Origin of the sequence: Ketobacter sp. MCCC 1A13808, from assembly GCF_009746715.1 — a bacterium.
Lineage (GTDB): Bacteria > Pseudomonadota > Gammaproteobacteria > Pseudomonadales > Ketobacteraceae > Ketobacter.
Genome location: NZ_VRKW01000001.1, coordinates 163,127 through 188,804, shown reverse-complemented (window position 1 = coordinate 188,804; position 25,678 = coordinate 163,127). Strand labels below are relative to the sequence as shown.

Below are 25,678 nucleotides of genomic sequence, written 5' to 3'. Positions count from 1 at the left end.
ACTCTCACCCCGGGAATGATCGATTTGCACGAACTCATGAAAATAGATCCCACAATGCAATTGACGCTGGCCTGTGTGGCTCTGGTGGGTGTGTTAGTGGGCTGGGTTGCCGGTGCATTGATAGGCAAAAGCCGGTTGCAAAAGTCGCGTTTGGAGTCTGAGCACGCGCAGGCGTTATTTGAACAAGCGTTGGCGCAAAAACTCGAGAAAATAGATGAGCTCAACGGGCGAGTTTCAGAGTCGCAGCAGACTATTGAGGTAAACCGGCAGTTATTGACCACTGCGGAGCGCAATTTTATCCAGGCTCAGGAGCAATTAAAACATCAGCAGCGTTTGCAGGAGGCGTTATTCGCAGAGGAAAAGCAGGTCGCTGAACTGCAGCTTGAGCTGAAACAGGAGCATGGACAAGCGAAGGAATTAAAGGCACGCCTGGAAGCCGCCGAGCGAGAAACGAAAGAAAAGGTTCAGTTGTTGCAAGAAGCGAAAGATCAGCTTAAACATGAATTCCAGAATATTGCGCAGAAACTATTTGAAGACAAGAGCGAGAAGTTTACTCTGCAGAATAAGCAGAATTTGGGCGAGATTCTGTCTCCCTTAAAAGACCAGCTTTCCGATTTTAAAAAGAAAGTTGAAGATGTGTACGATAAAGAATCCCGTGACCGAATCGGATTGCTGCAAGAAATCGTGTCGCTGAAAGAGCTTAATTTCCGAATGAGTGAGGACGCCATCAATCTGACCAAAGCGCTTAAAGGGGATAGTAAGGCTCAGGGTAACTGGGGTGAAATGGTGCTGGAAAAGGTACTGGAAGCGTCCGGGCTGCAAAAGGGCAGGGAATACCAAACTCAGGGTAGTTACAGTAATGAAAACGGTCAGAGGTTGAGACCCGATGTGATCGTTCATTTGCCTGAAAATAAACAGGTGGTGATTGATTCGAAGGTGTCACTGACGTCGTGGGAACGTTTTACCTCGGTGCAGGATGAAGAGCAGAGCGGGCATTTGCAGGCTCATGTTGAATCTATAAAAAAACATATTAAAGAACTGAGTGCTAAAAACTACCCTGATTTATATGGAATAAATACACCGGATTATGTGTTGATGTTTATACCCATTGAACCGGCATTTCTGAAAGCACTTGAGGTCGACTCTGCCCTGTTTTCCGCGGCGTTTGAAAAGAATATTATGTTGGTTTGCCCGTCTACATTATTGGTCACCCTTAAAACCATCCATAATATTTGGCGTTATGAACATCAGAATCGGAACGCGTTGGAAATAGCGCAACGTGCTGGTTCCATGCATGACCAATTTGTGTTGTTTCTGGAATCGTTGGAAGATATCGGCGACAAAATTTCGAAAGCGAACGAAGCCTATGAGATCGCGCGCAAACGCATAGCAACAGGCAAGGGGAATCTTATTAGACGGGTATCTCAGCTGGAATCGTTGGGTGCCAAGGCTAAGAAAACCATGCCGGCTTCTTATCGGGAAGATGCAGCCCCAGATCAGCTAGAAGATGAACTCCCCGGCTCGCAGAACGCTGCGCATGATTTGCTAAGCCCGGATCAATAAGATCAATGGTAATCTAGTTCGCAGGGCTGATTGAAGTCAATCACAAACTGGTCAAAGCCGATGACCAGGACGCCTATTGCGTGGTTTGAACGCGGGTTATAGATAGGTGCTGATACTTTCAGAAGCATCATGTTAGTGCTCTCGTCTAACATTTCCCTCTGAATATGCACCTGTGATTCAGGCAGTGTGATCGCTTGCAGAAACTGCGCTTCGTCCCCCTGCCAAAAGTCTGAGGTTTTATCAGTCGAAGCAACTAAACCTCCATTCTTACCGATAAGCAGACCTTCCCCTTGAATCGAAATAGCGTTAATCCATTCCCGCATAGATCGGGCCGCTGGCGTTTGAGTTAAATTTTCGATGATCTCCGTGCTTTTATCCAGGGTAGGCCATATTTTATCCAGCTGGATCGGGTCAGGTGGGTTGCTATTGTAATTATTAACCGCGGCTAAAAGGTCCGTGTCCCGCCCCAATTCGACAACTTGTTCCGTAAGGCAAGTCCAGGCTTGATCATTTTCTGTTTTTGCATTCTCTGCTTTTGACATCGGCGCGGCAACAGTTGCAGCTATTGCCAGAATATTTTTCAGGTGAAACCGGCCTTTCAATGTTTTTCTCTCTCTGGGAAAAGTGCCAACTTACATTTAGAGCAGTGCTTGATCATTTCATTATTCACTATATCCGCAAAACTGAATTCTGCCTAGTTTGTGCCAAATAGCAGGGTATCTTGTTCTATTGCCAAGTGGTATTCAGATCGGGGTATGCGCAGTGATTGGATGCAGGGGACGGAAACAAACGCTCGGGCACTCCAGGTAAAAAAAAACCCGACCCCTGGGGGGGAGTCGGGTTAAGACCAATAGGAGTTAAATATGCGGTACACGATCCACGGTACCTGGACCACACTAGGTGACCCAACCAATGCTATCTCTCACGTTTGGGGGAAAGTGAGCAACATCAGTAATGGTAAGTATTGCGTAACAACCTGAAACATCCAGTAAATGGTTAAACTCTTTAGACATTAAAAAGACGTAAGTTCTGCCCATTCGGCATAAGTAGGGGCCATGCCTGCTGACGACTGAATTGTCAGTCCGATTTGGTGTTGATCGGTGTGATTTTAGTTTGGTCGCCGAGTTGTTTTGGATCCACATGGTTCAGGTGTGTGGGTTTGCTATCGAACGTTAATGCCGGCTCCTGATCGACGCCGGAATAGATGCCGCTGCCCTTCCATGGAATCAAACGTTCGTTCTCATAGATTTTAAAATCGATAAAAGGGTATTTGATGATCTCGAAATTGGGAGATTGGTCGATTTCATTGGGCATACACAATTTGGGATGGCGTCGCAGTAATCTTATACCCTGGTCTCCGTTGATTTTTACCAGAGGATAAACCGGAAACTGAATAAATCCGAAACACTCCGCAATAAACGCCGCACTTACATTTTTAGTGTGGCGTCCAGCCCACTGCCCCAGCACTTTTGTGCGCCAGTTCAGCGGCAATAGGCTCCAGGGTAAATAGAAGCGGATCAGATCAAGCATATAGCCACCGCCTCTGTGGGCCCCCAGGCGATTAATAGCGAAACGGATGACCTGGGCAGTATCTTTTCGATTCAGGCTTTTGGGCCGGCATATACGAACGTGTTCATGCTCATAGTAGTGCAATGGTTTCACAACAATGCCTTCCCCCAACCTGGATTCGATAATGAGTGGCGTGTCGGCATCTCCTTCAAAAAAATGACTGATTATCGTTTTTAAATCGGGGTCAGGAATATCCAGTAATCGACCGATATAAAGAACAGCATGGCTCCAGGATGATTGCGTCGCTTTCTGTATCACCCGGTCAGACCGGCTGGTGCCTTCGATTAAAAGCACGTCACAGGGTTTGATTTCATTGCGGACGCGTTCAAAATCGCTCAGGCCGTGCTCCCCGCTGTCCTGAACTTTGGTCAGCCGCTCCAGCACGAATTCAATAAAGGGTTTAAAAAGGGCCATAGTGATACTCTTCTAATCGACGGCTGATTTTCCTGATTTCTATATTCAACGCGGAATCAAGTCTACTGCTTTGTCCAATTGGTCCAGTGGGGTGTAAAAGTGAGGCGAAAAACGGATGCCACCACCCCGGTAGGCGCAGATAACTCCAGCCGATTGAAGCTGTTTCTGTAACGCCAGGGATTCAATTTGGCTATGTCTAAAGGTAAGAATACCTGAGCGTAACGATCGGCTGGTATCGGTGATGATGTCAATGGCAGTAATCTCTTGCAAACGCCGTTCAAGGTGGTCCATTCGTGCCATCAACTCACTGTGCACCTGATCCAGCCCTATATCAAGCAACAAACCGATACTGCTGCTGAGCGCTACTGCGCCCAGCATATTAGGGCTACCGCATTCGTAGCGCGTGGCATCAATCGCACTCTGCCAGGTTTTAACGTCGTAGTTACCGCGATCCTGAACCATATGCCAGCCGTATTGATTCAGCTTTAGTGAGTTCAGAACCCGGTCGCTTAGATAAAGTAATGCAACGCCTTCCGGCCCCATCATCCATTTATGGCCGTCGGCGACGACAAAATCCGCCTTACAATCCGTGACATCGAAGGGCAGGGCGCCGAGGCTTTGGATCGCATCGACACAGAATAGAGTATCCCGGGTGGCACACGCCTGACCCAGGCGATCAAGGTCCAGCACCAGTCCGGTGCCGTATTGCACGGAGCTAATGGATAGCAAGCGTACTTTAGGGGTCAGGTGCTTGATGATGGACGCCTCGGGATCCGGGACGGAAATGTCTACTTCAACGATCTTCACCCCGAATTGTTGTAGGGATTCCCACACGATTCGGTTGCTCGGAAACTCCTGGTCGCTGATAACAACTTGGTCACCAGCCTGCCACTCAAGCCCATAGGCAATGACAGATAAACCTTCCGATGTATTTTTCTGTAATGCGATATTATGTGTGGAAGGCGCTCCAATCAGGCGCGCCAGCTGTTGGCGTAAGTTGGCTTCTGTTTTTAGCCAGCCAGGATAATCAGTGGCGCCCCGGAATACGTTTTCTTTGGAAAATTGGGTGACAGCGTCAGCCGTACAGCGGGGCCAAGGTGAAACGGCAGCGTGATTGAGATAGGTGATGGCGGGATCCTGGGGAAATTGGTCCTTAATATTCGGCATTTGGTGCTCAATCCGGTTCATTTAACAATTTAGGCCATAGTCTATAGTGTCTGATATGATGACTCAAAGGTCATGATTTACGCGGCAATCTAATTGCCGTATAAGTGGTTGATCCTGCTCGGTAAACCCGTTTTTTAGCTAAACAAATTGTCTGCCAGCAATAGGAAACCCCGCGTAAATTGCGCATAATTGCGCAGCAAAAATCCGGTGAATGGAGAGGTAAATGTCTGATTTGCACAAAGCTAGCCTAAAGGCGCAGGAATTTAGGAAAAGGGAAGAGGAAATTTTAGTGCGGGCGCAGGAGCTTTTCATTGCTAATGGCGAGGATAAGGTTACCGTCGAAATGATTGCGGATGCGGTAGGCATTGGCAAAGGGACCATTTATAAACATTTCGAAACCAAGGATGAAATCTACCTGAGATTAATGATTCGCTATGAAGAAGAGCTGGCCGCAATGTTCGACCGGCTTAAAGAAGGTGATACCAAAGATCGCGCCCGTTTGGCGAAGGATTATTTTTCGTTTCGTATGAAACAACCGGATAAATATGCACTTTTTCATCGTCTGGAGCATAAATTAACGAACCGGACTTCGAGCCCGGAGCTGGTGGCGACCTTACACGAAATCCGCGCAAAAAATCTGGATCAGCTTGCGGAGTCGATCAAAGCCAAGATTGATGACGGCACCTTGGAAGATGTGCCAACCTACTACCATATCTTCGCCGCCTGGGCGTTGGTGCACGGAGCGGTGGCTATCCATCATTCCAAGTTTTACCAGGAGTTTATTGATGACAAGGAGGGCTTCTTCAGCTTTCTGGGCGATATTGGTATTCGTATGGGAAATAAACGAACAAAGAATAAGAGTAATAACGAGTAGACCGTTATCCGGGTTGTTTGATCAGGCCTACCGGTAAAAAGGGCTGCACTTGGCAGCTCTTTTAATTTTTATTGCAAGCACCCCGATTGCTATCGCCCACACCCTTTAGACCTTAACTATACTTACCGTTCAGAATGCATCTGAAAGGTCGAGTCCAATTGAAATTTATTCGTTTACTGATTCTTGGCAGCGCTTTTTGCGCTGTGGTTGCCTGTAGTTCTGATTCGCATGTAGCCAAATCCTCTACCGATCTGTTTGGTGCCTATTCACCTGTGGGTAGCCGTGATGTGATCCGTAAACATCAAACGACGCTGGCCAGCCGCTACCGAATTCACATCGGGTATGCACCGGGAGGGATGTCGGTGGCGGAGTCTGCAGACCTGAACAGGCTTCAGCGTGACGCGCTGGCCAACCAGATTAGCCGATACTTTATTGAGGTCAGTGTGTCTGACACCCCGCAAAGTCTGAGTCATTCACTCAATCAGGCGCTCGACAATAATGCGCAGATTTTATTGTATCCCCGAATCACGAAATGGCCGGATATTGAGCCAATAGGCAGCCGTAACTGCAAGAATGAGCCACAGGCCACGAAAAACTGCGACAGCGATAGCAATGAGAACTCATCCAATGATGAAATGGGCGTGATGATTGCCATCTACGATGTGTTATCTCGACGGCAGTTAGATACGATTTCCGCTCGATCCAGAAGAGGCGCTTCCTCGTACCTCTACAAAGACAATTTGAAAGAACTGGGCTTATTAAACCAGTTAATTGTCTCGAAACTGGTGCCGAACTGAGCATTCATGGGTATGCATTGTACACTGATTGCTGATAACATCCGCAGTCAATAGATCAACTGACACGCGCTGGGCGTGTTAATTCAATGTCTCAAGGCAGGGTATCAGGGAGTAGATTTGTAGCTGGCCTAGGCAGTTGCAAACAGTGAGACTGGGGTAGAAGGATTAGGCTCGGAGGCTTCGGATGAAGCGCTTTTTTGACCGGCTTTCGATCGCAGGTAAGTTGGTGTCGATCAATATGGTTGTCGTGTTCGCCGCGTTGCTTTGTGCGCTGGCGATTCTGGTTGTTTCCCAGCGTAACGATGATCGTGAACAGATTGTGTCCGGGTTACGCAAGCAGACAGAAATCATGGCGCTCAGCCTTGCACCTGCATTGCAACGCGAAGACCAGGTTGAAGCTGCGCGTTTGCTTTCGGCATACCAATCTGACCCCGCGGTTAAAGAAGCGGTTCTGTTCGGTCCGGGACGTGAAGTTTTCGCTCGATACAGCACCTCCAATACCCACTTAGAAGATTCCGATTATAGTTATTTGTACGGTGGCCGATTGCAGTGGCCAGGGTCTGATAAGCATTCGGTGGTTTTCTCCCGGAAAGGTGTTCTGGTCATTCAGAGTATTCCCTTGTCTGCTGAGCGTCAGGGTGGATTGTTCGTTCGGCTGTCGTTACAAAACGCATCGAGCGCCCAAAGTAATTCAAGTTGGTTTGTCGCACTGGTGTTTCTTTTTGCATTGAGCGTCGCCTGGTTAATGGTGAGACGTATGGTGTCAGTGGTGACGGAGCCAATTGATAACCTTCTCGAAGCGATACACGCGGTTCGGGACCAGGGAAACTATGCGGTCCGGGTTGAAAAAATCCCGGGTGATGAGTTGGGTGAGTTGTCTCATACGTTCAACCAAATGTTGAAGGAGATCGGTGAACGGGATGCCGAGCTGAGTAAACAGCATCTGAAGCTGGAAGTGGATGTGCAGGATAGAACGCGGGAATTACGAACCGCAAATGAAAGTCTGGAGCAGACAGTTCGAGCTTTGCAGCAGGCCAACCGGGCCATCCGTATTTCAGAAGAGAACAAACGTTTGGCGGAAGCCAGTGCCTCGTCCAAGGCGCATTTTCTTGCCAATATGAGCCATGAGTTGCGTACACCTATGAATGGTGTTCTGGGTATGCTGTCATTACTCAACGAAACTGAACTGTCTGAAGAGCAGAAGGAATATCTGGGCGTCGCCTATGAGTCGGGACACGTATTGTTAGACCTGATTAATAATGTTTTGGACCTATCGAAAATTGAGCAGGGCAAGCTGGTTCTGGAGAGCATCCGTTTTGATCTGCGTCAGTCTATAGAAGAGGTCTTTGCGATACTGGCAGAATCCGCGCAGTCAAACGGGCTGGAGCTGGCGCTGGATTGGGAGCCTGGCACACCGTTGAATGTGGTGGGCGATCCGATTCGATTTAAACAGTTAATAGTGAATCTGGTGGGCAACTCAATCAAGTTTACTTCCAGAGGACACATTCGCGTTGGGATTTCACAAACCGGCGATTTTGGCGAGCGTAAAAAATTCCGTTTCACGGTCTGCGATACAGGGATCGGAATCAAAGAGGAAGTACGGGATCTTATATTTGAAAAATTTTCTCAGGCAGATACATCGACCACTCGGGAATTTGGCGGTACCGGTCTGGGGCTTGCTTTATGTAAGCAGCTAACGCGGCTGATGGATGGCACAATCGGAGTCGAAAGTGAGTATGGCAAGGGGAGTACATTCTGGTTTGAAGTATTCTTTACCTTGGCGGAAGTGGGACAGCCAGACCAAAACAGGCTTCCCGAAACAAAGCACTTTCTGATTCTTGAGCCCGACAGGGCAATGCAATCCAGTTTTGCGACTTACCTGGCAACGCTCAATATTACAGCCCGGTCGGTGGCTGATCTGGAGAGCCTTGTGGTTGAACTCGAAGACAGCCCCGCTGAATATAATGGGGTGATAATGAGTCTGAGTGCGGGAGTTGAAATGGTCGCAGCCACTCTGAGTTGTTCGCTGTTACTGAATCGGTTTTCACATCGCCAAATTGCAATTGCCGGTACCGCGCAGCAACGCGGTCAGCTCACAGCAGAAGAAAGAATCCAACACAGCTTTATAATGAAACCGCTTCGTTATAAGCGGTTGAAGGATACTTTGTTCGAAGTAAACTCCGATTGTGTAATGAGCAAAATAGACCCGGCGGTGAAACCGGTTAATCTGTTGCCTTTTGGTTCCTATAAGCTGCTGGTCGTGGAAGACAATGCGGTTAACCAGCAGGTAGCTCGGGGGCGGCTGGAAAAATTGGGCTATTCAGTCCAGGTGGCAGAGAATGGGGCCGCTGCTCTTGAAATGCTGAACGGGGAACAATTTGACCTTATATTTATGGACTGTCAGATGCCGGTTTTGGATGGTTATCAAGCTACCCGTCGAATTCGTCAGGAAGAGAAGCGTTTGTCGACCCGCGCAAGAACGCCGATCATCGCGATGACGGCCCATGCATTAGCGGGAGATCGTGATCAATGTATAAAGGCAGGCATGGACGACTACGTAGCCAAACCCTTCAGAACCGAAGAATTAAAACAAATTCTGGAACGATGGCTGCGCAGTTAATGTCACAATTCATACCAGTCAATAAACAAGCCAGGCACATTAGCGAGAGGTAAATCTTCAAAAAGGCCATGATGGATTCAACTACTCTGAACACAATCGCTGAACAGATCGAAGGGAAAAGCAAACGCTTACCGCCAATAGAAAAATGGAATCCGGACTTTTCCGGAGATCTTGATATGCGTATTGCGCGGGACGGTCGGTGGTATTATCTGGGTTCTGAAATTAAACGCAGTGCAATGGTGAAATTGTTTTCGACTATATTGTTGCGGGAAGACGACGAGTACTTTCTCGTCACCCCGGTAGAAAAGTATCGTATTGTTGTTGAAGTAGCGCCATTTATTGCCATTTCGGTGCAGAAGAAGGTTGATGATCAAAGCAGAGAGCCTGCTTTGGTGTTCGAGACCAACGTCGGCGATTGGGTGGTCGCCGGGCCGGATAACCCGATACGGGTGGTGATCGATTCGGTGACCGAGGAACCTACTCCGTTGATAACCGTACGCCGAAACCTGGAAGCGCTGATTTCCCGCAATGTGTTTTATCAGTTGGTGGACCAGGCCGATGTGGAACAGGGCGACACCAATGAATTGTATGTGACAAGCCTTGGATCGCGCTTTAGTCTTGGAAAGTTTTAGAGCCAAAGCAGGTCGGTTAAAAACGAAACCCATCGGGTTGACGGTGAAAAGACCGGTCAACATCATTAAAAAAGGGAGTCGATATATCATCGGCTCCCTTTTTTGTCACCTGTAACGTTGTTCTGGTTGATCAGGCGATGATTTAGTTTTTGATCGCTTACATATTCGGGTAATTCGGACCGCCTGTGCCTTCCGGTGTCACCCAATTGATATTCTGCGACGGGTCTTTAATGTCGCAGGTTTTGCAATGCACGCAGTTCTGCGCATTGATCTGAAAGCGTTTACTGCCGTCTGCGTTGTCCACCACTTCGTACACGCCTGCCGGGCAATATCGCTGAGCTGGCTCGGCGTACTTGGGCAGGTTCACATCAATGGGAATACTCGGATCTTTTAGCTGCAAATGGCAGGGTTGATCTTCTTCGTGGTTGGTATTGGACAGGAAAACGGAGCTCAATTTGTCAAAACTGAGTTTTCCGTCAGGCTTCGGATAGCTAATGGGTGAGAAATTTGCCGCCGGCTGAGTACACGCGTAATCCGGTGTCATATCGTGCAGGTTAACAGGCAACTTACCGTTAAAAATGTTCTGGTCAATGAAGTTGAACGCAGCGCCAATAAACGTGCCGAATTTATGCATTGCGGCTCCAAAGTTGCGGCTTTTAAACAGCTCGTCATAAACCCAGGAATTTTCAAATGCAGTGGTGTATGCCGTTACTTCTGCTGGCGGTGTTTCTTGTTTCAGTGCTTCTGCCAGTGTTTCTGCGGCGATCATGCCACTTTTCATGGCCGTGTGCGTGCCCTTGATTTTACTGAAATTCAGTGTGCCGGCATCACATCCAATCAAGAGGCCGCCCGGAAAGGTCATTTTAGGCAAGGAATGCAGGCCGCCTTTGATGACGGCACGGGCACCGTAGGAAATACGCTTACCGCCTTCCAATGTATCTTTAAACAGCGGGTGATGCTTGAGACGCTGAAATTCATCGAACGGGCTAAGATACGGATTGTCGTAATTCAGATCGGTAATCAGGCCGGCAACCACTTGGTTATTTTCGGTGTGGTATAGGAAAAACCCGCCGGTGGCACCATTTTCTGTGAGCGGCCAGCCAGCGCCGTGTATGACCATGCCTTCCTGATGTTTTGCAGGGTCGATATCCCACAACTCTTTGATACCGATGCCGTAATGCTGTGGATCCTTTCCTTCATCCAGTTTGAAATGCTTGATCAACTGCTTGCCAAGATTGCCTCGACAACCTTCAGAGAAAACAGTGTATTTGGCGTGAAGTTCGAAACCGGGTTGGTAACTGGGTTTGTGCTCACCGCTATGCGAGACACCCATATCACCCGTGGCTACCCCTTTTACACGGCCATCCTCGTGAAACAGCACCTCGGCTGCGGAGAAGCCGGGATAGATTTCTACCCCCAATCCTTCTGCTTGTTCTGCCAGCCAGCGACAGACGTTCCCCAGGCTGACAATGTAGTTGCCATCGTTGTGCATGGGTTTAGGAATGCCGAAATGAGGGACTTTAGATCCTTTGGTGTCGCTTGTCAGAAAGTGAACTTCGTCGCCTTTCACCGGAACGTTCAAGGGCGCGCCCAGTTCTTTCCAGTTAGGAAACAGTTCGTTCATAGCGCGTGGTTCGATGACTGCGCCGGACAGGATATGGGCTCCAACTTCAGAGCCTTTTTCTACCACACAAACGGTGATGTCTTCGGAAATTTGCTTCAGTTTACATGCAGTCGAAAGTCCTGCGGGCCCCGCACCAACGATGACTACGTCGTATTCCATCGATTCACGTTCCATAGCGTGTCTCCTCTGGCAAGCCTATGGATGAACAGAAAGTGGGTGGCCGCAATCGGTGGCCGAAAAAGATTTACCCGCTGTTAAAAACAGACTGGGTCCCACTAATTAAAACGGGCGTATTATATGGGAGAAGTGAAACAAAACCAACGAATTGGCGGCAATAGAATGTTTCATTTGGTAGTACCCCCGGTCTAATTGGATTGCACAGCGGGATACCCTGGTCGCCGAGGGCCATTAGGGATCTGCTTGAATCGCAGTGAATTGGGGTTGGGTAGTGAGGCAGATTGACTAGGTTTGACGGGGTGGCGGAGCCGGTTCGAGTCGGTTTCACGGTAGCGGTTGAATGTCTGCGCTCGGCTATATCGGAAGCCTATTGGTGCTGCAGCCATTAGCGTGCCGGCAAGGGGTGGAGGTTTCATTGACCTTTGTGGTGGACTTGGCATGCCTCTTGTAGGGCAATTGCGAACGAACACGCTTTCTTTAATCGGCAAACGTAAGTCAGGGCACAGGTTTTCATGGCGAGAGTAGAGCGCACGGTGATATTGGAAAATAGCTACCGTAAACCCAAAGCAAAGCCCCTAAACATAACCACAAGCTCCGTTTTAATTATTGTGGGCAGCGGTCCGGTGGGCGTGCAGTTTGCGCAAGAGCTGATTCAGCGCGGTTTCAAGGGCATTATCAAATTGTTCGGTGATGAGCCCTGGCGCCCTTACAATCGGGTGCAATTATCCGCTTTGCTGGCAGGGGAGATACGATACGGCGACATCGTGTATCCGGAAATCAGCACCGATAAAGAGCATTACCACTTTTTCAACCGGCGTGTGACCGAGATTCACGCGCTCAAACATTCATTGATTGATAGCAACGGGGTGCGCCACCAATATGATGCGCTGGTGCTTGCGACCGGCTCGACCCCCTGGATTCCCAAACTAGACAAAGTCGACCTCAAAGGGGTCTTTGTCTTTCGTGATTTGGATGATGCTCAGCAATTGATGGCGCGCAGCGTCCGTACCCGGCATACCGTGGTGATTGGGGGAGGGTTGTTGGGTGTGGAAGCGGCCCGTGCGATGCAGCGTAATCATACGCAGGTGACGTTGTTGCATCAAAGCAACCGCCTCATGAACCGCCAGCTTGATGTGGAAGCCGGTGCTATTTTGAAACGCAGCCTGGAAGGCTATGGTATTGAGGTCAAGCTGAATGCGGGGGTGAGCGCGTTACTGGGCGAGGACGTTGTGACCGGAGTCGAGCTGCGCAACGGGCAGGTATTGACTTGTGATACCGTAATTTTCGCAACCGGTATCCAACCGAATGTGGCGATGGCCAGAAGCAGTGGTATCAAGGTCGGACGGGGCATAAGAATCAACAATCACTTGCAGACCAATCTACCGGATATCTTTGCCATTGGCGAATGTGCGGAGCACGACGATCAGATCTATGGCCTGTTAGCGCCAGGTCATGAACAGGCGGCCGTTCTGGCGGATCGGCTTTGCGGTGGTAACGCCCACTATAAAGGTTCCAAGGCAACGACCAGCCTTAAGGTGCTGGATTTACCTGTCTTCACTTTGGGCTGGATCGGCGATGAATACGAGCATCGCATTGACGAGACATTGATTTTTCATTGTGAAAGCGGAGCCTATCGGAAATTATTTTTGCAGCGTAACCGATTACGCGGTGTGGTGGCCATCGGGGAATGCGAAGAAAAAAATCGTTTGCATCAGGTGGTGACTTCGCAGCAAAGAATCCTGCCCTGGCAGAAAAAACGCTTTAAAAAGGATGGCCGCTTGTGGCCAGTGGGTAAAGTCAGGCACGTCCGGGACTGGCCGGCCAGCGCGAAGCTGTGCAGTTGCAGGAATGTGTCGGTGGGTAAGCTGCTCTACGCGCAGAGAGCAGGATGTAGCACTGCCGATTCGTTAGCGGCCTGTACCGGAGCCGGGACAGTCTGCGGAACCTGTGCGCCGTTACTGCAAGAGCTTTGCTCATTTCCACACCAACAGCCCGCCTGGCAGGTGGCGCTAAAGCCGTTGCTCGCGGTGATGGCCGTGGCCATGGCGGTGCTATCCATTGCGCTGGTCTGATGTTAGACGCGGTGTCAGGGTTTGGTTGGGTTGTGCCGTTGAATCACCTATACTACGCGGCTAAAGCGTAGTATCGGTTCTGCAGGCAATTTGTGCACGCAATCCGGGTGCTAAGCAGCGTATCCAATAGCCTGGGATTATAACGACTCTATGAGCAAGACCGAACCTGTAAAGCCCACCCATTTTATTCGCCAGATTATCCGCAGAGACCAGGAATCAGGTAAGAATGACGGCCGGGTAGCTACCCGATTCCCACCGGAACCGAATGGCTATCTTCATGTCGGGCACGCAAAGTCAATTTGCCTGAATTTCTCTATGGCAGAAGAGTTCAATGGCACCTGCAATCTTCGATTTGATGACACCAACCCGGAAAGGGAAAGTCAGGAATACATTGACGCGATCAAAGCGGACGTCAACTGGCTTGGTTTTGAATGGAATGAAGAAATCCGCTTTGCATCCGATTATTTTGATGCGTTATATCAATTTGCGATCGAGCTGATCAAGCGTGATAAAGCGTATGTTGACGAGTCCTCAGCAGAAGAAATCCGTACTATGCGTGGCAGCTTGACTGAGCCCGGTACCGAAAGTACTTACCGCAACCGACCGGTGCAGGACAGCCTGCAACAGTTCGAGCGTATGCGTGAAGGCGCATTTGCCGATGGCAGTGCGGTTTTAAGAGCCAAGATCGATATGGCGTCGCCCAACATTAATATGCGTGATCCTGTGTTGTACCGGGTTCGCCGGGCACATCATCATCAAACCGGGGACAAGTGGTGCATTTATCCGATGTACGATTATACCCATTGCCTATCTGATGCACTGGAATCCATAACACACTCGTTGTGTACTTTGGAGTTTGAAGACCATCGTCCGCTTTACGACTGGATTCTGAACCAGCTCGATGTTCCTTGCCATCCACAACAGATAGAATTTGCGCGCTTGAATCTGAATTACACGGTGACCAGTAAACGTAAACTCAAGCAATTAGTGGATGAACAACATGTATCCGGGTGGGACGACCCACGTATGCCGACGATTGCCGGTATGCGTCGACGCGGTTACACCCCGGCCTCCATCCGTAACTTTTGTGAAATGATTGGCGTCACCAAAAGTGAAGGGGTCGTCGATATGAGTATGCTCGAGTTTTCGATTCGCGATGATCTGGATAAGCGTGCGCCGAGGGCTATGTGTGTGATCAACCCACTCAAAGTGGTTATTGAAAACTGGAAGCATAGTGACGATTTAACATTGACTTTACCCGCTCACCCGAAAGATGAAACACTCGGCAGTCGCGAACTTTACTTCGGCAGCGAGATTTATATAGACCGAAGTGATTTTGAAGAAGTGCCTCCCAAGGGTTTTAAGCGCCTGATTCCCGGCGGTGAAGTTCGTTTGCGCGGATCCTACGTTATGCGTTGTGATGAGGTGATAAAAGATGAACAGGGGGAGGTGATTGAACTGCGTTGCAGTATTGATGACCAGACTCTGGGTAAGAACCCGGAAGGGCGAAAAGTAAAAGGCGTTATTCACTGGGTGTCTGCTACCCGGTCACTGCCGGTTGAAATTCGATTGTACGATCGCCTGTTCAACCATGAAAGCCCGGACTCTTCCAAAGCCGGCACGTCATTCCTGGACCATATTAATTGTGACTCACTGACCATAGTAGCGCAGGCCTATGCGGAGCCTTCATTGGCCAATGCAGTTGCAGGTGAAGCCTATCAATTCGAGCGAGAAGGCTATTTCGTAAAAGATGCGGATAGTACACCGGAAAAGTTGGTGTTTAACCGGACCGTAACTTTGCGTGATACCTGGGCGAAAGCGAACAACTGACTATACACATTTCGTCACCCTATTAATTTGTTTTATAAAGGGCTCTGCCGAAAGGCAGAGCCCTTTTTTTAGCCTGAATGAACAATCTTCCTATGGCAGGCCGCCCTATAATGAGGTGCATTTCATCGATACGTTAATGGCGGGTCTTGCCTATTAATGGTCTCTGAAGATCATAGCGGTTGTCTTTCACAATATAAAAATGGAAAGGGAGATGAGCACCCATGCTAAATATTCTTTTTGAACCAGGCGCCCGGTGGGGGTTGTTGGCGTGTGTTGGTTTGTTGCTGGGCGGATGTTTTGGATACGATCCGACGGGGCCGGTGCCGGAGGCAAAGAAGAGTCAGATGACGCCCCTGTGGAGTGACGCTGACGTAGACCGGGTGGTCTCCGTTAGTTATGAAAGTGCAGCACCGATACATCAAATTGACGATGCCAGCTTGCCTGAACAGTGTCGGACGGTTAAATTTCTGCGTTTTAAAACCCGCACCAGCAGCCACAATGCAGCTGAGGCCGACGCTGCGGTGTTACTGGTTCCCGGGGTGTTGGAGGGGGCCAATGCGTTTGAGTATATTGGGCGCCAGCTGGTATATATGGCGAAAACCCAGCGCAACAAAGACATCGAAATTTGGGCGATGGACCGCCGCTCAAATTGCCTTGAGGATTTAACCGGATTTCAGGCTGCCGAACACGCAGCAACAGCGGGTGAAGCCGAAGATTTAATTCTCGGGTATTACTATGAAGGTCTGGAAGTGAACGGTAAAAGATTCCCGGGCTTTCTGAAAAGCAAAGACATGCCCTTTTTACTTGAATTCGGAATGCAGCAAAGCACCGAAGATATGTACGCCATACTCCAACAAATGATCCCTGACCCCGCGCTCAGCAAGCAAAAAGTGTTTGTAGGCGGACATTCCTTGGGTGGCGCGCATAGCTCGATGTTCCTGGCTTGGGATCTGGATGGAGACCCCACCACCACGCAGGATCAGGGAGCCAACCTGGTCGCCGGGGCTATCGGTTTTGATACTTCAATCGGCTCGGTTTTGGACGGTTTACCGGGAATGTCGAGTACGGTCGCTATGGTGGACGTCGCCTCCATTGAAAAACAGGCTGTCGCTGAAAGCATTGCAGAAGGGGAAACAGATGACGATGCCGCTTACAAACGAATGATTGGCTGGATGCGTAACGGCATATTACCCAAGAACGTGGATATTCCTTTGCTCTTCAGCGCCGAAGCCATTGCGTTACCGGAGGCTGTGGGCATCCTTGCTTCAAAAGGGCCTGACCAGGAAAGCACGATCATTGCGCGGGTGCCCAAGTCCCCGGTGATCAGTAATTTGTTCCGCTTTTTTCATACGCGCAATGGCCCTAATTACACCTTTGGCCCCCATATCGAACAATTTCGTTATACCAACGAAGCAATGGTGGGCTTGATGTTTGACGACCACTTTTCCATATTGGCATTTCTGCAAACCAGTTTGGGTCATTTGCATGGTGGTGCGGTGGTCCCCAAATCACCGCTGATCAGTTTTGCCCGCAATCTGCCGGTATTAAAAGATATTGTGAACATGGCATCCGGGCCATTGCAGCAGCATATTGCGGCGGATGCCGGACCGGATTTCAAGCATCTCGGTCAGGGCCCATTATACAGTTGGGCCAAAATGGATGAGATCGGGTCGCCGGACGATTTGGTTTACACAGATGAAACAGGTGAATATGAGTACACCCGTGTGGAAGAAGAAATGGTCCGGTTGGAAGATTTTGCCCGTGCCCTGTACATCGGGCCTACCAATCTGACTGAATGGTATTTCCCTCTGCGAATTTTGATTGATGCCTCCGCGGGCGGCACCGGTTATGCCCCGGAGTACGGTATTAATACTCTAAATCCCGACAGCTTTCGTAAGATCCCCACGCTGTTACTGCTGGCCAAGGGTGGCTTGTCGGAAGCATTTGCCCAGTCCAATAGCGATAATCGTTTATTGGAAGTGGTGTGGCTGGAAGGGCAAGCGCATTTGGACCCGATGTTCGCCACTGCAAACTTGCCGCAGCTGCATGACAACCAGGTTGAAAATAACCTGTTGGATTTTATATTCAGTAATACCCGATAACGAGGTTGCGTGAAGCCGGATGCTGGATAGGGAAGGCGCTTTTCTAGCGCCTTTCGATTTTTCGCAAAGCCGTACCGGAGCCACGCAAACTCTCTTTGAATTCGGTGCCGCCCGGTAAAACGATTTCAAGCTCGTCGCCTTTTTTCAGGCCGTCCCATTGCCGTAAGTCCAAATCTACCGAGACGATGAGCTCGTCTTTATAAATCCTACCCTGCATGACCCGATAGTATTTATCTACTTCGATGGCGACGTCTATAAAGGGAAAATTAGGGGATTTCAGATGATTATTTAACTCCGGTAGCTGTTCAGCTTTAATCGGAATATCGAGTTTACCCCAGACCGGTTCGGTGGGGTGTTTGGCCATATAAATGTGCAGTCGATATTTGGGGGTGACGGCAATCGGTTCGCCTTTGACAATGGCGTTGGTCCAGCTGTCTCCGGCCAGGGACAAACCGCTAAAGACCAGGTTGCTGAGTAGTAAAACCGTGCTGAACATAATGACATTCAGAATACGGGGTGTTTGGGTGCCGTGATTGCCTTTCATACTTCGTTTCAACTTTCCTTCGCCGGATCGGTATCTACTTTCACTTAATCATAGACCATAACGGCAAAATACTTTTTCCTTCAATCGCTTGCCTTGAAATACAACACAAAATGAGGAATAATCGGCCCCCTCATTTTGGCAGTAGTAAGAATGAGATCGTAATGGTGGCTCTATTGGTCCCCCCGCAACGATAACTTGTGAACCCCGCCAGGCCCGGAAGGGAGCAACGGTAGCAAGCGACTCGTGTGCCGGGGTGCGGCTGATAGAGTCGCCTCTCTAACTTCCTTTGTATTTCTCCTGCATTCGCAATTCTTTTTTAATTCATTGGTTTATCAATAGAGGCCAGCGTATTAAACTGGATTCTCAGTTCGTTCCTCCATCACAGATTAGAATTAAAAATTCATGAGTTATCAGGTTCTTGCACGCAAGTGGCGTCCCAAGTCTTTCCGTGAAATGGTGGGGCAGGAGCACGTGCTTAAAGCATTGATCAATGCCCTTGACCATGGCCGTTTACATCATGCCTATCTGTTTACGGGCACCCGTGGGGTGGGTAAGACCACCATTGCACGCATATTGGCAAAATCCCTGAATTGTGAAACCGGTATCAGTTCTGAACCTTGCGGCTTGTGCAGTGCATGCCAGGAAATCAATGACGGCCGTTTTGTGGATCTGATTGAAGTGGACGCGGCTTCACGAACCAAGGTCGAAGACACTCGTGAATTGTTGGAAAATGTTCAGTACGCGCCAACCCGAGGCCGCTTCAAAGTTTATTTAATTGATGAAGTTCATATGTTATCGGGGCACAGTTTTAATGCATTGCTGAAAACACTGGAAGAACCGCCACCCCACGTTAAGTTCCTGTTGGCAACCACCGATCCGCAAAAGCTGCCGATCACCATTCTTTCCCGTTGCTTGCAGTTCAGTCTCAAAGCCATGACCCCTGAGCGCATCGTCGGTCACCTGAAGAAAGTGCTCGAAGCCGAATTGGTTGAATTTGAAGACCCCGCTCTATGGCAGTTAGGGCGGGCCGCTGACGGCAGTATGCGGGACGCTCTCAGTCTGACCGATCAGGCTATCGCATTCGGTAACGGGAAAGTCATTGAACACGATGTGCGATCAATGCTGGGTAGCATTGATCGCGAATTTGTATTTACTCTGATCGATGGTCTGGCGGAACACAGTGCAGAAATGCTGATGTCAACGGTCATCCACATGGCCGAGCAAAGCCCGGATTACGCCGGAGTGCTGGCCGAATTGATCAGCATGTTGCATCGCCTGGCGGTAGCTCAGCTTGCTCCCGATGCGGTTGATGATAGTGACGGCGACCGTGAGCGGGTGCTGGAATACGCGAAGCGCTTTGCCCCCGAGGAATTGCAGTTATATTATCAGACGGGGTTGCTGGGCCGGCGTGATCTGCCTTTGGCACCGGAGGCCCGCAGTGGCTTTGAAATGGCGTTGCTGCGCATGGTGTTATTCAAGCCTCAGGGTTTGATCTCAGCACCGGGTGCTCACTCAGGGGCGTCCGGCCAGGGAGCAACTCCCCCGGGAAAGCCCCTTAGCCCTGTTACGGCAGGGCAGCCCGGCGAGATTCCGGCCCGCCCGTCGGGCAATGCCAACGACCATCTTTCGAAAATGAAACAAGTGCTGGGAAGCGCCGAGCCTTCACCTGAGGTAGCCAAAAAGGGACCCACCGTGACGCCGGTGGCAACCAAACCGCGGCAGCCGGTGCCGCGAAAAGAAGATGGAGTCAAAAATCCGGATTTCAGGAATGCGCAAGCGGGTGCACCTCCTCAACCGGATACCGCGAGTCAGGGTGCAGATCGCAGTGCTCCTGAAGGTAAAGCTAGCGATAATAACAAGCCCCAGGCGGACCCAGTTGCAGAGCCCAAGCCTAAGATCAAGACCAACGTTATCCGGCTGGGTGACGAATGGGCGGATATGACGGGCCTGTTGGAGTTGGCCGGCCCGGTGCGAAATTTTGCCCGCAATTGCACTTTGGAGGAGCGAGGCGAACAGCGTTGGGTATTGGCTATCAGCCCGCGGTTTGAAGCGCTCTATAAGGAGGAAAACCGGGAGTTGCTTGAAACGGCGATATCGGAAAACCAGGGCAAACCGATTACACTGGACATCCTGGTTCAGGAGCCAACTAAGCCAACCCCCGACCAGTTGCTGGCGCAATATAAACAGGCACGAAAAAATGAAGCGATCGAGCTAATGCAGGCTGATCCTTTCGTACAAGCATTACAATCCAGCTTCGGTGCAACTTTAGATGTGAATTCGGTGATACCACTGGACGATTAGCGAAGCCCTCGGGCGATAAGATAGGTAAGAGCATGAAAGGACAATTAGGTGATTTAATGAAGCAGGCGCAGGAAATGCAGGAGCGCATGCAAAAAATGCAGGAAGAATTGGCAAATACCGAAGTGACCGGTGAATCCGGTGCAGGCATGGTGAAAGTGCTAATGACCGGGCGCCATGACGTGCGTCGGGTACAAATTGACGACAGCCTGCTGAGTGAGGATAAAGAGGTGCTTGAAGATTTGCTGGCGGCTGCGGTGAACGATGCGGTACGCAGGGTTGAGCAGAATAATAAAGATAAAATGGGCGGCCTCGCGTCGGGTATTAATTTGCCGCCCGGCTTTAAACTGCCTTTTTGACAGCTGAACCATGAGCTTTAGCCCGTTAACCAGCCGCTTGATTGAGGCTCTCACCTGCCTGCCCGGCGTTGGACCTAAATCCGCTCAGAGAATGGCGCTCCATTTGCTGGATCGCGATCGAAATGGCGGTGAAAAGCTGGCGCAAACGCTGCAATTGGCGATGGATAACATCGGTCGTTGTCAGCGTTGCCGCAATTTCTCGGAGAGTGAGGTATGCCAGACCTGTACTCAAACCAGTCGTGATGCCAGTCTGTTGTGCGTGGTAGAGACCCCCGCGGATGTGATCGCGTTGGATCAATCCGGTGGTTTCCGCGGTTACTATTTTCTTCTGTTGGGGCACCTGTCGCCGATCGATGGCATTGGCCCGGAAGAGATCGGTGCTCCGTTGCTGGATCAACGCCTGGCGGAAGGCGAAGTGAAAGAAATGGTGATTGCCACTGGCACAACAGTGGAAGGCGAAGCCACTGCGCATTACCTTTCTGAAATGGCGCGCAGGCATGGAGTGGTCGCCTCACGAATCGCGCACGGTGTGCCAATGGGGGGTGATCTGGAATACGTCGATAGCAATACCCTCAGTCTTGCGCTAAAGGGCAGGAAACGACTGGAGTAACGCCGGTATGAATACCATTTATACGGTGGCTGCAATTACCTGGTTTGCCGGCATCACTGCGTATGTCGGGGGATTGCTGGCCCGCTATGAACGTACTCCCGAAACAGAAATAAAAGACAAGGTCATACACGGTGTGGTCGCATTTGGCGGTGGCACGTTGATTTCCGCCGTAGCTTACGCCCTGCTGCCGTCCGGTATTCAAAACCTTTCGGTACTAAATTTGAGCCTGATTTTTCTGGCCGGCAGCGCCGTATTCTGCTTTTTGGATCAATTTCTGACAAAGCGGGGTGGTGCGGTCTCCCAGTTTCTGGCGATGTTAATGGATTTTATACCGGAGGCCATGGCGCTGGGCGCTGTGTTTGCAAGTAACAGCGCGTTAGGCATGCTGTTGGCGGGCTTTATTGCTATCCAGAATTTTCCTGAGGGATTTAATGCTTACCGGGAGATGGTGCAAAACAAGGTGAGTGCCAAGACCGTGCTGCGGCTGCTCTTTTTCGCTTCGCTATTGGGCCCGGTTGCCGCCGTCATTGGCCATGTGTTTTTGCGCGAGCAGGCGGAACTCACTGCGGGGATTATGACCTTTGCCAGTGGCGGAATACTGTACCTTATCTTTCAGGACATAGCGCCGCAATCAGCGATGAGAGGACATTGGAGCCCCCCTTTTGGTGCGGTGTTGGGTTTTCTACTGGGTGTGATCGGGCATATGCTGGTGCATGGCTGATCCGGTGGTGAAAGGCTCGTCCCGCAAAACCACGTGACGTGAATAAACGAAAATTGCGAACCAAGCAAGCGCTTGGTATATTCGAGCCTCATCCACTTCCGGGCTCAGGGAATCGCCATGTCTTCGTACCCAGTCTATTTTGGGGAAACTCAGCAACTCATCCGCCACTCGGTGAAAAAATTCGTCGAGCAGGAAATCAATCCCCACGTAGAGCAATGGGAGGAGGCTGGCGAATTGCCGCGTACCTTGTACCGCAAAGCAGGCCAAGCGGGCATATTGGGTATCGGTTATCCCGAGCAATACGGTGGCACGGGGCTGGATGTGTTCAGTAAAATTGCGGCCTCAGAGGAAATAATGGCGTGTGGCGCTGGCGGTGTTGCGGCCGGTCTGGGGTCTATCGATATCGGATTGCCACCGGTTGTCAACTGGGGCAGTGACGAGTTAAAGCGTCGTGTAGTTGCACCCGTGATTGCTGGAGAGAAAATTCAATGTCTGGCAATAACCGAGCCCAGCGGCGGTTCAGATGTAGCCAATCTCAAAACACGCGCGGTCAAAGACGGGGACTACTATCGGGTTACCGGCTCCAAAACGTTCATTACCAGTGGCGTCAACGCCGATTATTACACCGTAGCGGTGCGTACGGGTGAGCCGGGTTATGGTGGCATCAGTTTGCTACTGATCGAGAAAGGCACTCCCGGATTTAGCGTAGGCAGGAAGCTAAAAAAAATGGGCTGGTGGGCGAGCGATACTGCCGAACTTTTTTTTGAAGATTGTGCGGTGCCTAAATCGAATCTTATCGGTCAGGAAAATGCCGGTTTCTATGTGATCATGACGAATTTCCAGATGGAGCGCCTGAATCTGGCGATTATGGCAAATTGCACCTCGCAACTGGCTCTGGACGCGTGTCTGGGTTACGTCAAGGAACGCAAGGCGTTTGGCAAGCCATTGTCCGGTTTTCAGACACTGCGGCATAAACTGGCAGAGGTCGCTACCCAGCTGGAAGCGTCAAGGGAGTTCACCTATCGGGTTGCAGCCAGAATCGCGGCGGGTGACTCGGTTATTAAAGAAGTATCGATGGCGAAAAACTTTGCTACCAGTGTAAGCGACCGCGCAACCTACGACGCTGTTCAGGTATTTGGTGGTATGGGCTACATGCGTGAGACGCTCGTGGAGCGACTGTATCGCGATAATCGCATTCTTGCCATTGGCGGCGGTACCTTCGAAATCATGAACGAAGTCATAGCCAAGCAGTTGGGTTTATAGTCATTCGCGGCTATGCCCTATATAATGCACAGTTTTTGACACTCCAAAAGCCTGAAGGCTGAGATATTCTTACTTGTGAATGTACAGTGGATCGATAGTCACACTCTGGTGTTGAAGCTTTGCGAGCAGCTTCAGGGCCAATCCCGCCTGGCAGTGGACACCGAATTTGTCCGCACCAACACTTACTTTTCCCAACCTGGATTGATCCAGGTCGCCACCGATTCGACTATTTATTTAATCGATCCTACTGGCTTGAGGCGGGCTGATATTGCCCCTTTGGGTGACCGCCTATTTGCAGCCGATGTGCAATTGCTAATGCACAGCGCAGGGGAGGACCTGGACGTGTTCCGGGGACTGTGGAACCGGTTACCGGTCAACCTATTTGATACCCAGATTGCCGCCAGTTTTGTGGGCTTTGACCGCCAATCCGGTTTGCAACGCCTGCTTAAAAATGCGCTGGATATCGACCTTGCAAAAGAAGAAACCCGCTCCGATTGGCTGAAACGGCCGCTAAGTGAGAGTCAGCTTCACTATGCGGCTGAAGATGTGCGCTATCTGCATAAACTGGCGGATGTGCTGGAAGACAAATTGATCACTCTGGACAGAATGGATTGGTTTCAACAGGAGAGCCGCGCGCTGATCACCCGTTATGAAAACCGTCCTGCGGATGATCAGTTGTATCTGGGGTTTGGCGCAGGTTGGAAGCTAAAACCCCAACAGCAAGCCGCATTGCGTTACCTGGCAGGGTGGCGTGAACGTACCGCACGGGAAATCAATACGCCCAAAACCTTTATTGCCAAAGACGCGAACCTATATGGTTTGGTGGAAAACCGCCCGAAATCAAAAGGCCAGTTGGCGGAAATAGGTCTGCAGAGTAGTCAGATCCGCAAATATGGAGACCAGTTGATAGAGCAGGTGGAAATAGGTTATCAGCAACCGATTCCCGATCCTTTGATTCCGCGCCCGTTAAGCAAATCCCAGCAACGGTTTTATAAAGAACTGCGTAAAGTCGTTTCTGACCAGGCCGAAAAACTGCAAATTCCCGCCGATCTATTATCCAGTAAAGCGAATCTGGTGGATTATCTGCTGTCCAGGGGAACGTCCGCTGCCAGCCCTTATGCCGGTGGTTGGCGGGAACAGGCCGTACAACCTTGTCTGGACGCGTATTGCGAATCGTCCGATCACGAAGCTAATCAACACGAGGATTCAGCCGCACATGACTGAAAGCAGTATCCGGTGCTCAGTTTATAGAAGCCCGAAAAAAGACGGAATGTATATCTATGTATTGAAAATAGAGCAGCCGTTTGAGGAATTACCGGAAGATCTGATGAAGCAGTTTGGGGAACCGGGTCATGTGATGGATCTGGTGTTGGACAAGGACCGCAAACTGGCAAGAGTCAATGTGTTGGATGTGATCAACGGACTGAAAGAAAAAGGCTATTATTTGCAGATGCCACCGTCTATTCACGGTTCAGAATAGCAACCTACTTACGTCGAGCAGCGGCCATGACTGAACGCTTTTGGGAAAATAAATCACTGGAACAAATGACGGATTCGGAATGGGAATCGTTATGCGATGGTTGTGCATTATGCTGTTTGCAAAAGCTGGAAGATGCTGACAGTGGCCGGATTTATTATACGGACCTTGCGTGTCACTTGTTGAATATTGATAAGTGCAGCTGTAAGAATTACAAGAACCGATTAAAGCTGGTGCCCGATTGCCTCAAAATTACCCTGGATGCTATCGATGAGTTCCATTGGCTACCCAATAGTTGCGCTTATCGCCGTCTGGCGGAGGGGCGGTCACTGGCAGATTGGCATCCGCTGATTTCCGGACGCCGTGAATCTGTGCATGAAGCTGGAATATCTGCGCGGGGCAGGGCGATTCCGGATTCTCTGGTGCAGCAACAGGATTGGGAAGACCATATTGTTCATTGGGTTAAATGTTAACCGGAAGGAATACGAATGTTAGATAGTATGGAGTACGCCGCTACGTGGGGAGCGTATTTGTTAGCTGTGCTGGGTGTTTTACTGTTCTGGTGGCGGGTGACCCTGTTTATTCCCTGGGTAACCATTCGAAATGCACTCAGACTGATCGTAGTGGCGCCACTGCTGGTGCCTGCACCGGTCACCGATGGCGGATTGGATTGGGCGCCCGCGCTATTCGTTTTGCTATTCGACATCACATTGCAGGAAGAGGGTAACCCCCTGAGAGCTGTGCCTTTTTTGAGTTATGGAGCGGTCGTCGCTTTGCTGCTGTTTCTAGCCGATATGGGATACCGCTTCTGGCGCAGTAAACGAGAACAAAACCGGAAAACTCAGCCTGTTGCTGAGGACGACGGCACACCAGACCCCGTCTGATTTCGTTCTCATTCAATCTAATCAGTAGTTTACAGTTCAAATGTCACCGCTCTGTCAGGAAATTGCCGGTATAGCTGCTAT

22 protein-coding genes and 1 other RNA gene are annotated in these 25,678 nt (G+C 50.2%); 18 read left to right on the top strand and 5 right to left on the bottom strand.

What is annotated here, in order from left to right:
• The first annotated feature begins 24 nt into the window (after positions 1-24).
• Positions 25-1,563 carry a DNA recombination protein RmuC gene (locus tag FT643_RS00850; protein ID WP_198043229.1) on the top strand — a complete coding sequence of 513 codons (1,539 nt, stop codon included), beginning with the start codon at positions 25-27 and terminating at the stop codon, positions 1,561-1,563.
• Positions 1,564-1,565: 2 nt separating this feature from the next.
• On the opposite strand, the gene FT643_RS00845 is transcribed toward FT643_RS00850, so the two are convergent.
• The 3 genes from FT643_RS00845 to FT643_RS00835 all read right to left on the bottom strand — a co-directional run bounded on the left by FT643_RS00845 (position 1,566) and on the right by FT643_RS00835 (position 4,713).
• Positions 1,566-2,165, bottom strand: a complete 600-nt coding sequence (locus tag FT643_RS00845) for a PDC sensor domain-containing protein (RefSeq protein WP_156868797.1) — start codon at positions 2,163-2,165, stop codon at positions 1,566-1,568.
• 475 nt (positions 2,166-2,640) lie between these two features.
• On the bottom strand, positions 2,641-3,546 hold the full coding sequence (locus tag FT643_RS00840) for a hypothetical protein (protein ID WP_156868796.1): 906 nt from the start codon (positions 3,544-3,546) through the stop codon (positions 2,641-2,643).
• Between the two features lie 45 nt (positions 3,547-3,591).
• Positions 3,592-4,713, bottom strand: a complete 1,122-nt coding sequence (locus FT643_RS00835) for an aminotransferase class V-fold PLP-dependent enzyme (protein WP_156868795.1) — start codon at positions 4,711-4,713, stop codon at positions 3,592-3,594.
• A gap of 232 nt (positions 4,714-4,945) precedes the next feature.
• Between FT643_RS00835 and FT643_RS00830 the strand changes: the two genes are divergently transcribed.
• The 4 genes from FT643_RS00830 to FT643_RS00815 all read left to right on the top strand — a co-directional run bounded on the left by FT643_RS00830 (position 4,946) and on the right by FT643_RS00815 (position 9,636).
• Positions 4,946-5,587, top strand: coding sequence for a TetR/AcrR family transcriptional regulator (locus tag FT643_RS00830; RefSeq protein WP_411267793.1), 642 nt, complete (start codon positions 4,946-4,948; stop codon positions 5,585-5,587).
• Between the two features lie 158 nt (positions 5,588-5,745).
• Positions 5,746-6,384, top strand: a complete 639-nt coding sequence (locus FT643_RS00825) for a DUF4823 domain-containing protein (RefSeq protein ID WP_198043228.1) — start codon at positions 5,746-5,748, stop codon at positions 6,382-6,384.
• Positions 6,385-6,568: 184 nt separating this feature from the next.
• The gene (locus FT643_RS00820) at positions 6,569-9,004 is read left to right on the top strand and encodes a response regulator (RefSeq protein ID WP_156868792.1); all 2,436 of its coding nucleotides are present in this window, start codon (positions 6,569-6,571) and stop codon (positions 9,002-9,004) included.
• Between the two features lie 68 nt (positions 9,005-9,072).
• Positions 9,073-9,636, top strand: coding sequence for a DUF1285 domain-containing protein (locus tag FT643_RS00815; RefSeq protein ID WP_156868791.1), 564 nt, complete (start codon positions 9,073-9,075; stop codon positions 9,634-9,636).
• A 157-nt stretch (positions 9,637-9,793) separates the two neighbouring features.
• On the opposite strand, the gene FT643_RS00810 is transcribed toward FT643_RS00815, so the two are convergent.
• Positions 9,794-11,434, bottom strand: a complete 1,641-nt coding sequence (locus FT643_RS00810) for an electron transfer flavoprotein-ubiquinone oxidoreductase (protein ID WP_156868790.1) — start codon at positions 11,432-11,434, stop codon at positions 9,794-9,796.
• A 515-nt stretch (positions 11,435-11,949) separates the two neighbouring features.
• Here FT643_RS00810 and FT643_RS00805 point away from each other — a divergent pair.
• The 3 genes from FT643_RS00805 to FT643_RS00795 all read left to right on the top strand — a co-directional run bounded on the left by FT643_RS00805 (position 11,950) and on the right by FT643_RS00795 (position 17,441).
• Positions 11,950-13,509: an FAD-dependent oxidoreductase gene (locus tag FT643_RS00805; protein ID WP_156868789.1), complete on the top strand. Its 1,560-nt coding sequence runs from the start codon at positions 11,950-11,952 to the stop codon at positions 13,507-13,509.
• A 150-nt stretch (positions 13,510-13,659) separates the two neighbouring features.
• Entirely contained in the window at positions 13,660-15,339 is a 1,680-nt protein-coding gene (locus tag FT643_RS00800; RefSeq protein ID WP_156868788.1) for a glutamine--tRNA ligase/YqeY domain fusion protein, read from the top strand.
• A 221-nt stretch (positions 15,340-15,560) separates the two neighbouring features.
• A complete protein-coding gene (locus tag FT643_RS00795) occupies positions 15,561-17,441 on the top strand; it encodes a hypothetical protein (RefSeq protein WP_156868787.1) in 1,881 nt (626 codons plus the stop codon).
• Between the two features lie 43 nt (positions 17,442-17,484).
• On the opposite strand, the gene FT643_RS00790 is transcribed toward FT643_RS00795, so the two are convergent.
• A complete protein-coding gene (locus FT643_RS00790) occupies positions 17,485-17,985 on the bottom strand; it encodes a hypothetical protein (protein ID WP_156868786.1) in 501 nt (166 codons plus the stop codon).
• Positions 17,986-18,156: 171 nt separating this feature from the next.
• Here FT643_RS00790 and ffs point away from each other — a divergent pair.
• The 10 genes from ffs (at position 18,157) to FT643_RS00740 (ending at position 25,597) form a co-directional block, all read left to right on the top strand.
• An RNA gene (gene ffs, locus FT643_RS00785) (signal recognition particle sRNA small type) lies at positions 18,157-18,253 on the top strand.
• Positions 18,254-18,387: 134 nt separating this feature from the next.
• The gene (dnaX, locus tag FT643_RS00780; RefSeq protein WP_156868785.1) at positions 18,388-20,286 is read left to right on the top strand and encodes a DNA polymerase III subunit gamma/tau; all 1,899 of its coding nucleotides are present in this window, start codon (positions 18,388-18,390) and stop codon (positions 20,284-20,286) included.
• Between the two features lie 32 nt (positions 20,287-20,318).
• The gene (locus FT643_RS00775) at positions 20,319-20,642 is read left to right on the top strand and encodes a YbaB/EbfC family nucleoid-associated protein (RefSeq protein WP_156868784.1); all 324 of its coding nucleotides are present in this window, start codon (positions 20,319-20,321) and stop codon (positions 20,640-20,642) included.
• 10 nt (positions 20,643-20,652) lie between these two features.
• The gene (gene recR / locus FT643_RS00770) at positions 20,653-21,252 is read left to right on the top strand and encodes a recombination mediator RecR (RefSeq protein WP_156868783.1); all 600 of its coding nucleotides are present in this window, start codon (positions 20,653-20,655) and stop codon (positions 21,250-21,252) included.
• A gap of 7 nt (positions 21,253-21,259) precedes the next feature.
• Positions 21,260-21,973: a ZIP family metal transporter gene (locus FT643_RS00765; protein WP_156868782.1), complete on the top strand. Its 714-nt coding sequence runs from the start codon at positions 21,260-21,262 to the stop codon at positions 21,971-21,973.
• Between the two features lie 117 nt (positions 21,974-22,090).
• On the top strand, positions 22,091-23,236 hold the full coding sequence (locus FT643_RS00760) for an acyl-CoA dehydrogenase family protein (RefSeq protein WP_156868781.1): 1,146 nt from the start codon (positions 22,091-22,093) through the stop codon (positions 23,234-23,236).
• Between the two features lie 75 nt (positions 23,237-23,311).
• Positions 23,312-24,460: a ribonuclease D gene (locus FT643_RS00755; RefSeq protein WP_156868780.1), complete on the top strand. Its 1,149-nt coding sequence runs from the start codon at positions 23,312-23,314 to the stop codon at positions 24,458-24,460.
• Positions 24,453-24,716 (top strand): YcgL domain-containing protein, encoded by a 264-nt coding sequence (locus tag FT643_RS00750; protein ID WP_156868779.1) that lies wholly within the window; start codon positions 24,453-24,455, stop codon positions 24,714-24,716. The genes FT643_RS00755 and FT643_RS00750 overlap by 8 nt, the downstream gene beginning before the upstream one ends.
• Positions 24,717-24,742: 26 nt before the next feature.
• Positions 24,743-25,186: a YcgN family cysteine cluster protein gene (locus FT643_RS00745; protein WP_156868778.1), complete on the top strand. Its 444-nt coding sequence runs from the start codon at positions 24,743-24,745 to the stop codon at positions 25,184-25,186.
• Between the two features lie 15 nt (positions 25,187-25,201).
• Complete coding sequence (locus FT643_RS00740; protein WP_156868777.1) at positions 25,202-25,597, top strand: hypothetical protein; 396 nt, start codon at positions 25,202-25,204, stop codon at positions 25,595-25,597.
• The last annotated feature ends 81 nt before the right edge of the window (positions 25,598-25,678 follow it).

Coding starts and splice junctions, on each gene's coding strand:
- FT643_RS00820 (WP_156868792.1), top strand. CDS start 6,569: ATGAAGCGCTTTTTTGACCGGCTTTCGATCGCAGGTAAGTTGGTGTCG.
- recR (WP_156868783.1), top strand. CDS start 20,653: ATGAGCTTTAGCCCGTTAACCAGCCGCTTGATTGAGGCTCTCACCTGC.
- FT643_RS00745 (WP_156868778.1), top strand. CDS start 24,743: ATGACTGAACGCTTTTGGGAAAATAAATCACTGGAACAAATGACGGAT.
- FT643_RS00795 (WP_156868787.1), top strand. CDS start 15,561: ATGCTAAATATTCTTTTTGAACCAGGCGCCCGGTGGGGGTTGTTGGCG.
- FT643_RS00765 (WP_156868782.1), top strand. CDS start 21,260: ATGAATACCATTTATACGGTGGCTGCAATTACCTGGTTTGCCGGCATC.
- dnaX (WP_156868785.1), top strand. CDS start 18,388: ATGAGTTATCAGGTTCTTGCACGCAAGTGGCGTCCCAAGTCTTTCCGT.
- FT643_RS00840 (WP_156868796.1), bottom strand. CDS start 3,546: ATGGCCCTTTTTAAACCCTTTATTGAATTCGTGCTGGAGCGGCTGACC.
- FT643_RS00760 (WP_156868781.1), top strand. CDS start 22,091: ATGTCTTCGTACCCAGTCTATTTTGGGGAAACTCAGCAACTCATCCGC.
- FT643_RS00835 (WP_156868795.1), bottom strand. CDS start 4,713: ATGCCGAATATTAAGGACCAATTTCCCCAGGATCCCGCCATCACCTAT.
- FT643_RS00775 (WP_156868784.1), top strand. CDS start 20,319: ATGAAAGGACAATTAGGTGATTTAATGAAGCAGGCGCAGGAAATGCAG.
- FT643_RS00750 (WP_156868779.1), top strand. CDS start 24,453: ATGACTGAAAGCAGTATCCGGTGCTCAGTTTATAGAAGCCCGAAAAAA.
- FT643_RS00800 (WP_156868788.1), top strand. CDS start 13,660: ATGAGCAAGACCGAACCTGTAAAGCCCACCCATTTTATTCGCCAGATT.
- FT643_RS00805 (WP_156868789.1), top strand. CDS start 11,950: ATGGCGAGAGTAGAGCGCACGGTGATATTGGAAAATAGCTACCGTAAA.
- FT643_RS00810 (WP_156868790.1), bottom strand. CDS start 11,434: ATGGAACGTGAATCGATGGAATACGACGTAGTCATCGTTGGTGCGGGG.
- FT643_RS00815 (WP_156868791.1), top strand. CDS start 9,073: ATGATGGATTCAACTACTCTGAACACAATCGCTGAACAGATCGAAGGG.
- FT643_RS00740 (WP_156868777.1), top strand. CDS start 25,202: ATGTTAGATAGTATGGAGTACGCCGCTACGTGGGGAGCGTATTTGTTA.
- FT643_RS00790 (WP_156868786.1), bottom strand. CDS start 17,985: ATGAAAGGCAATCACGGCACCCAAACACCCCGTATTCTGAATGTCATT.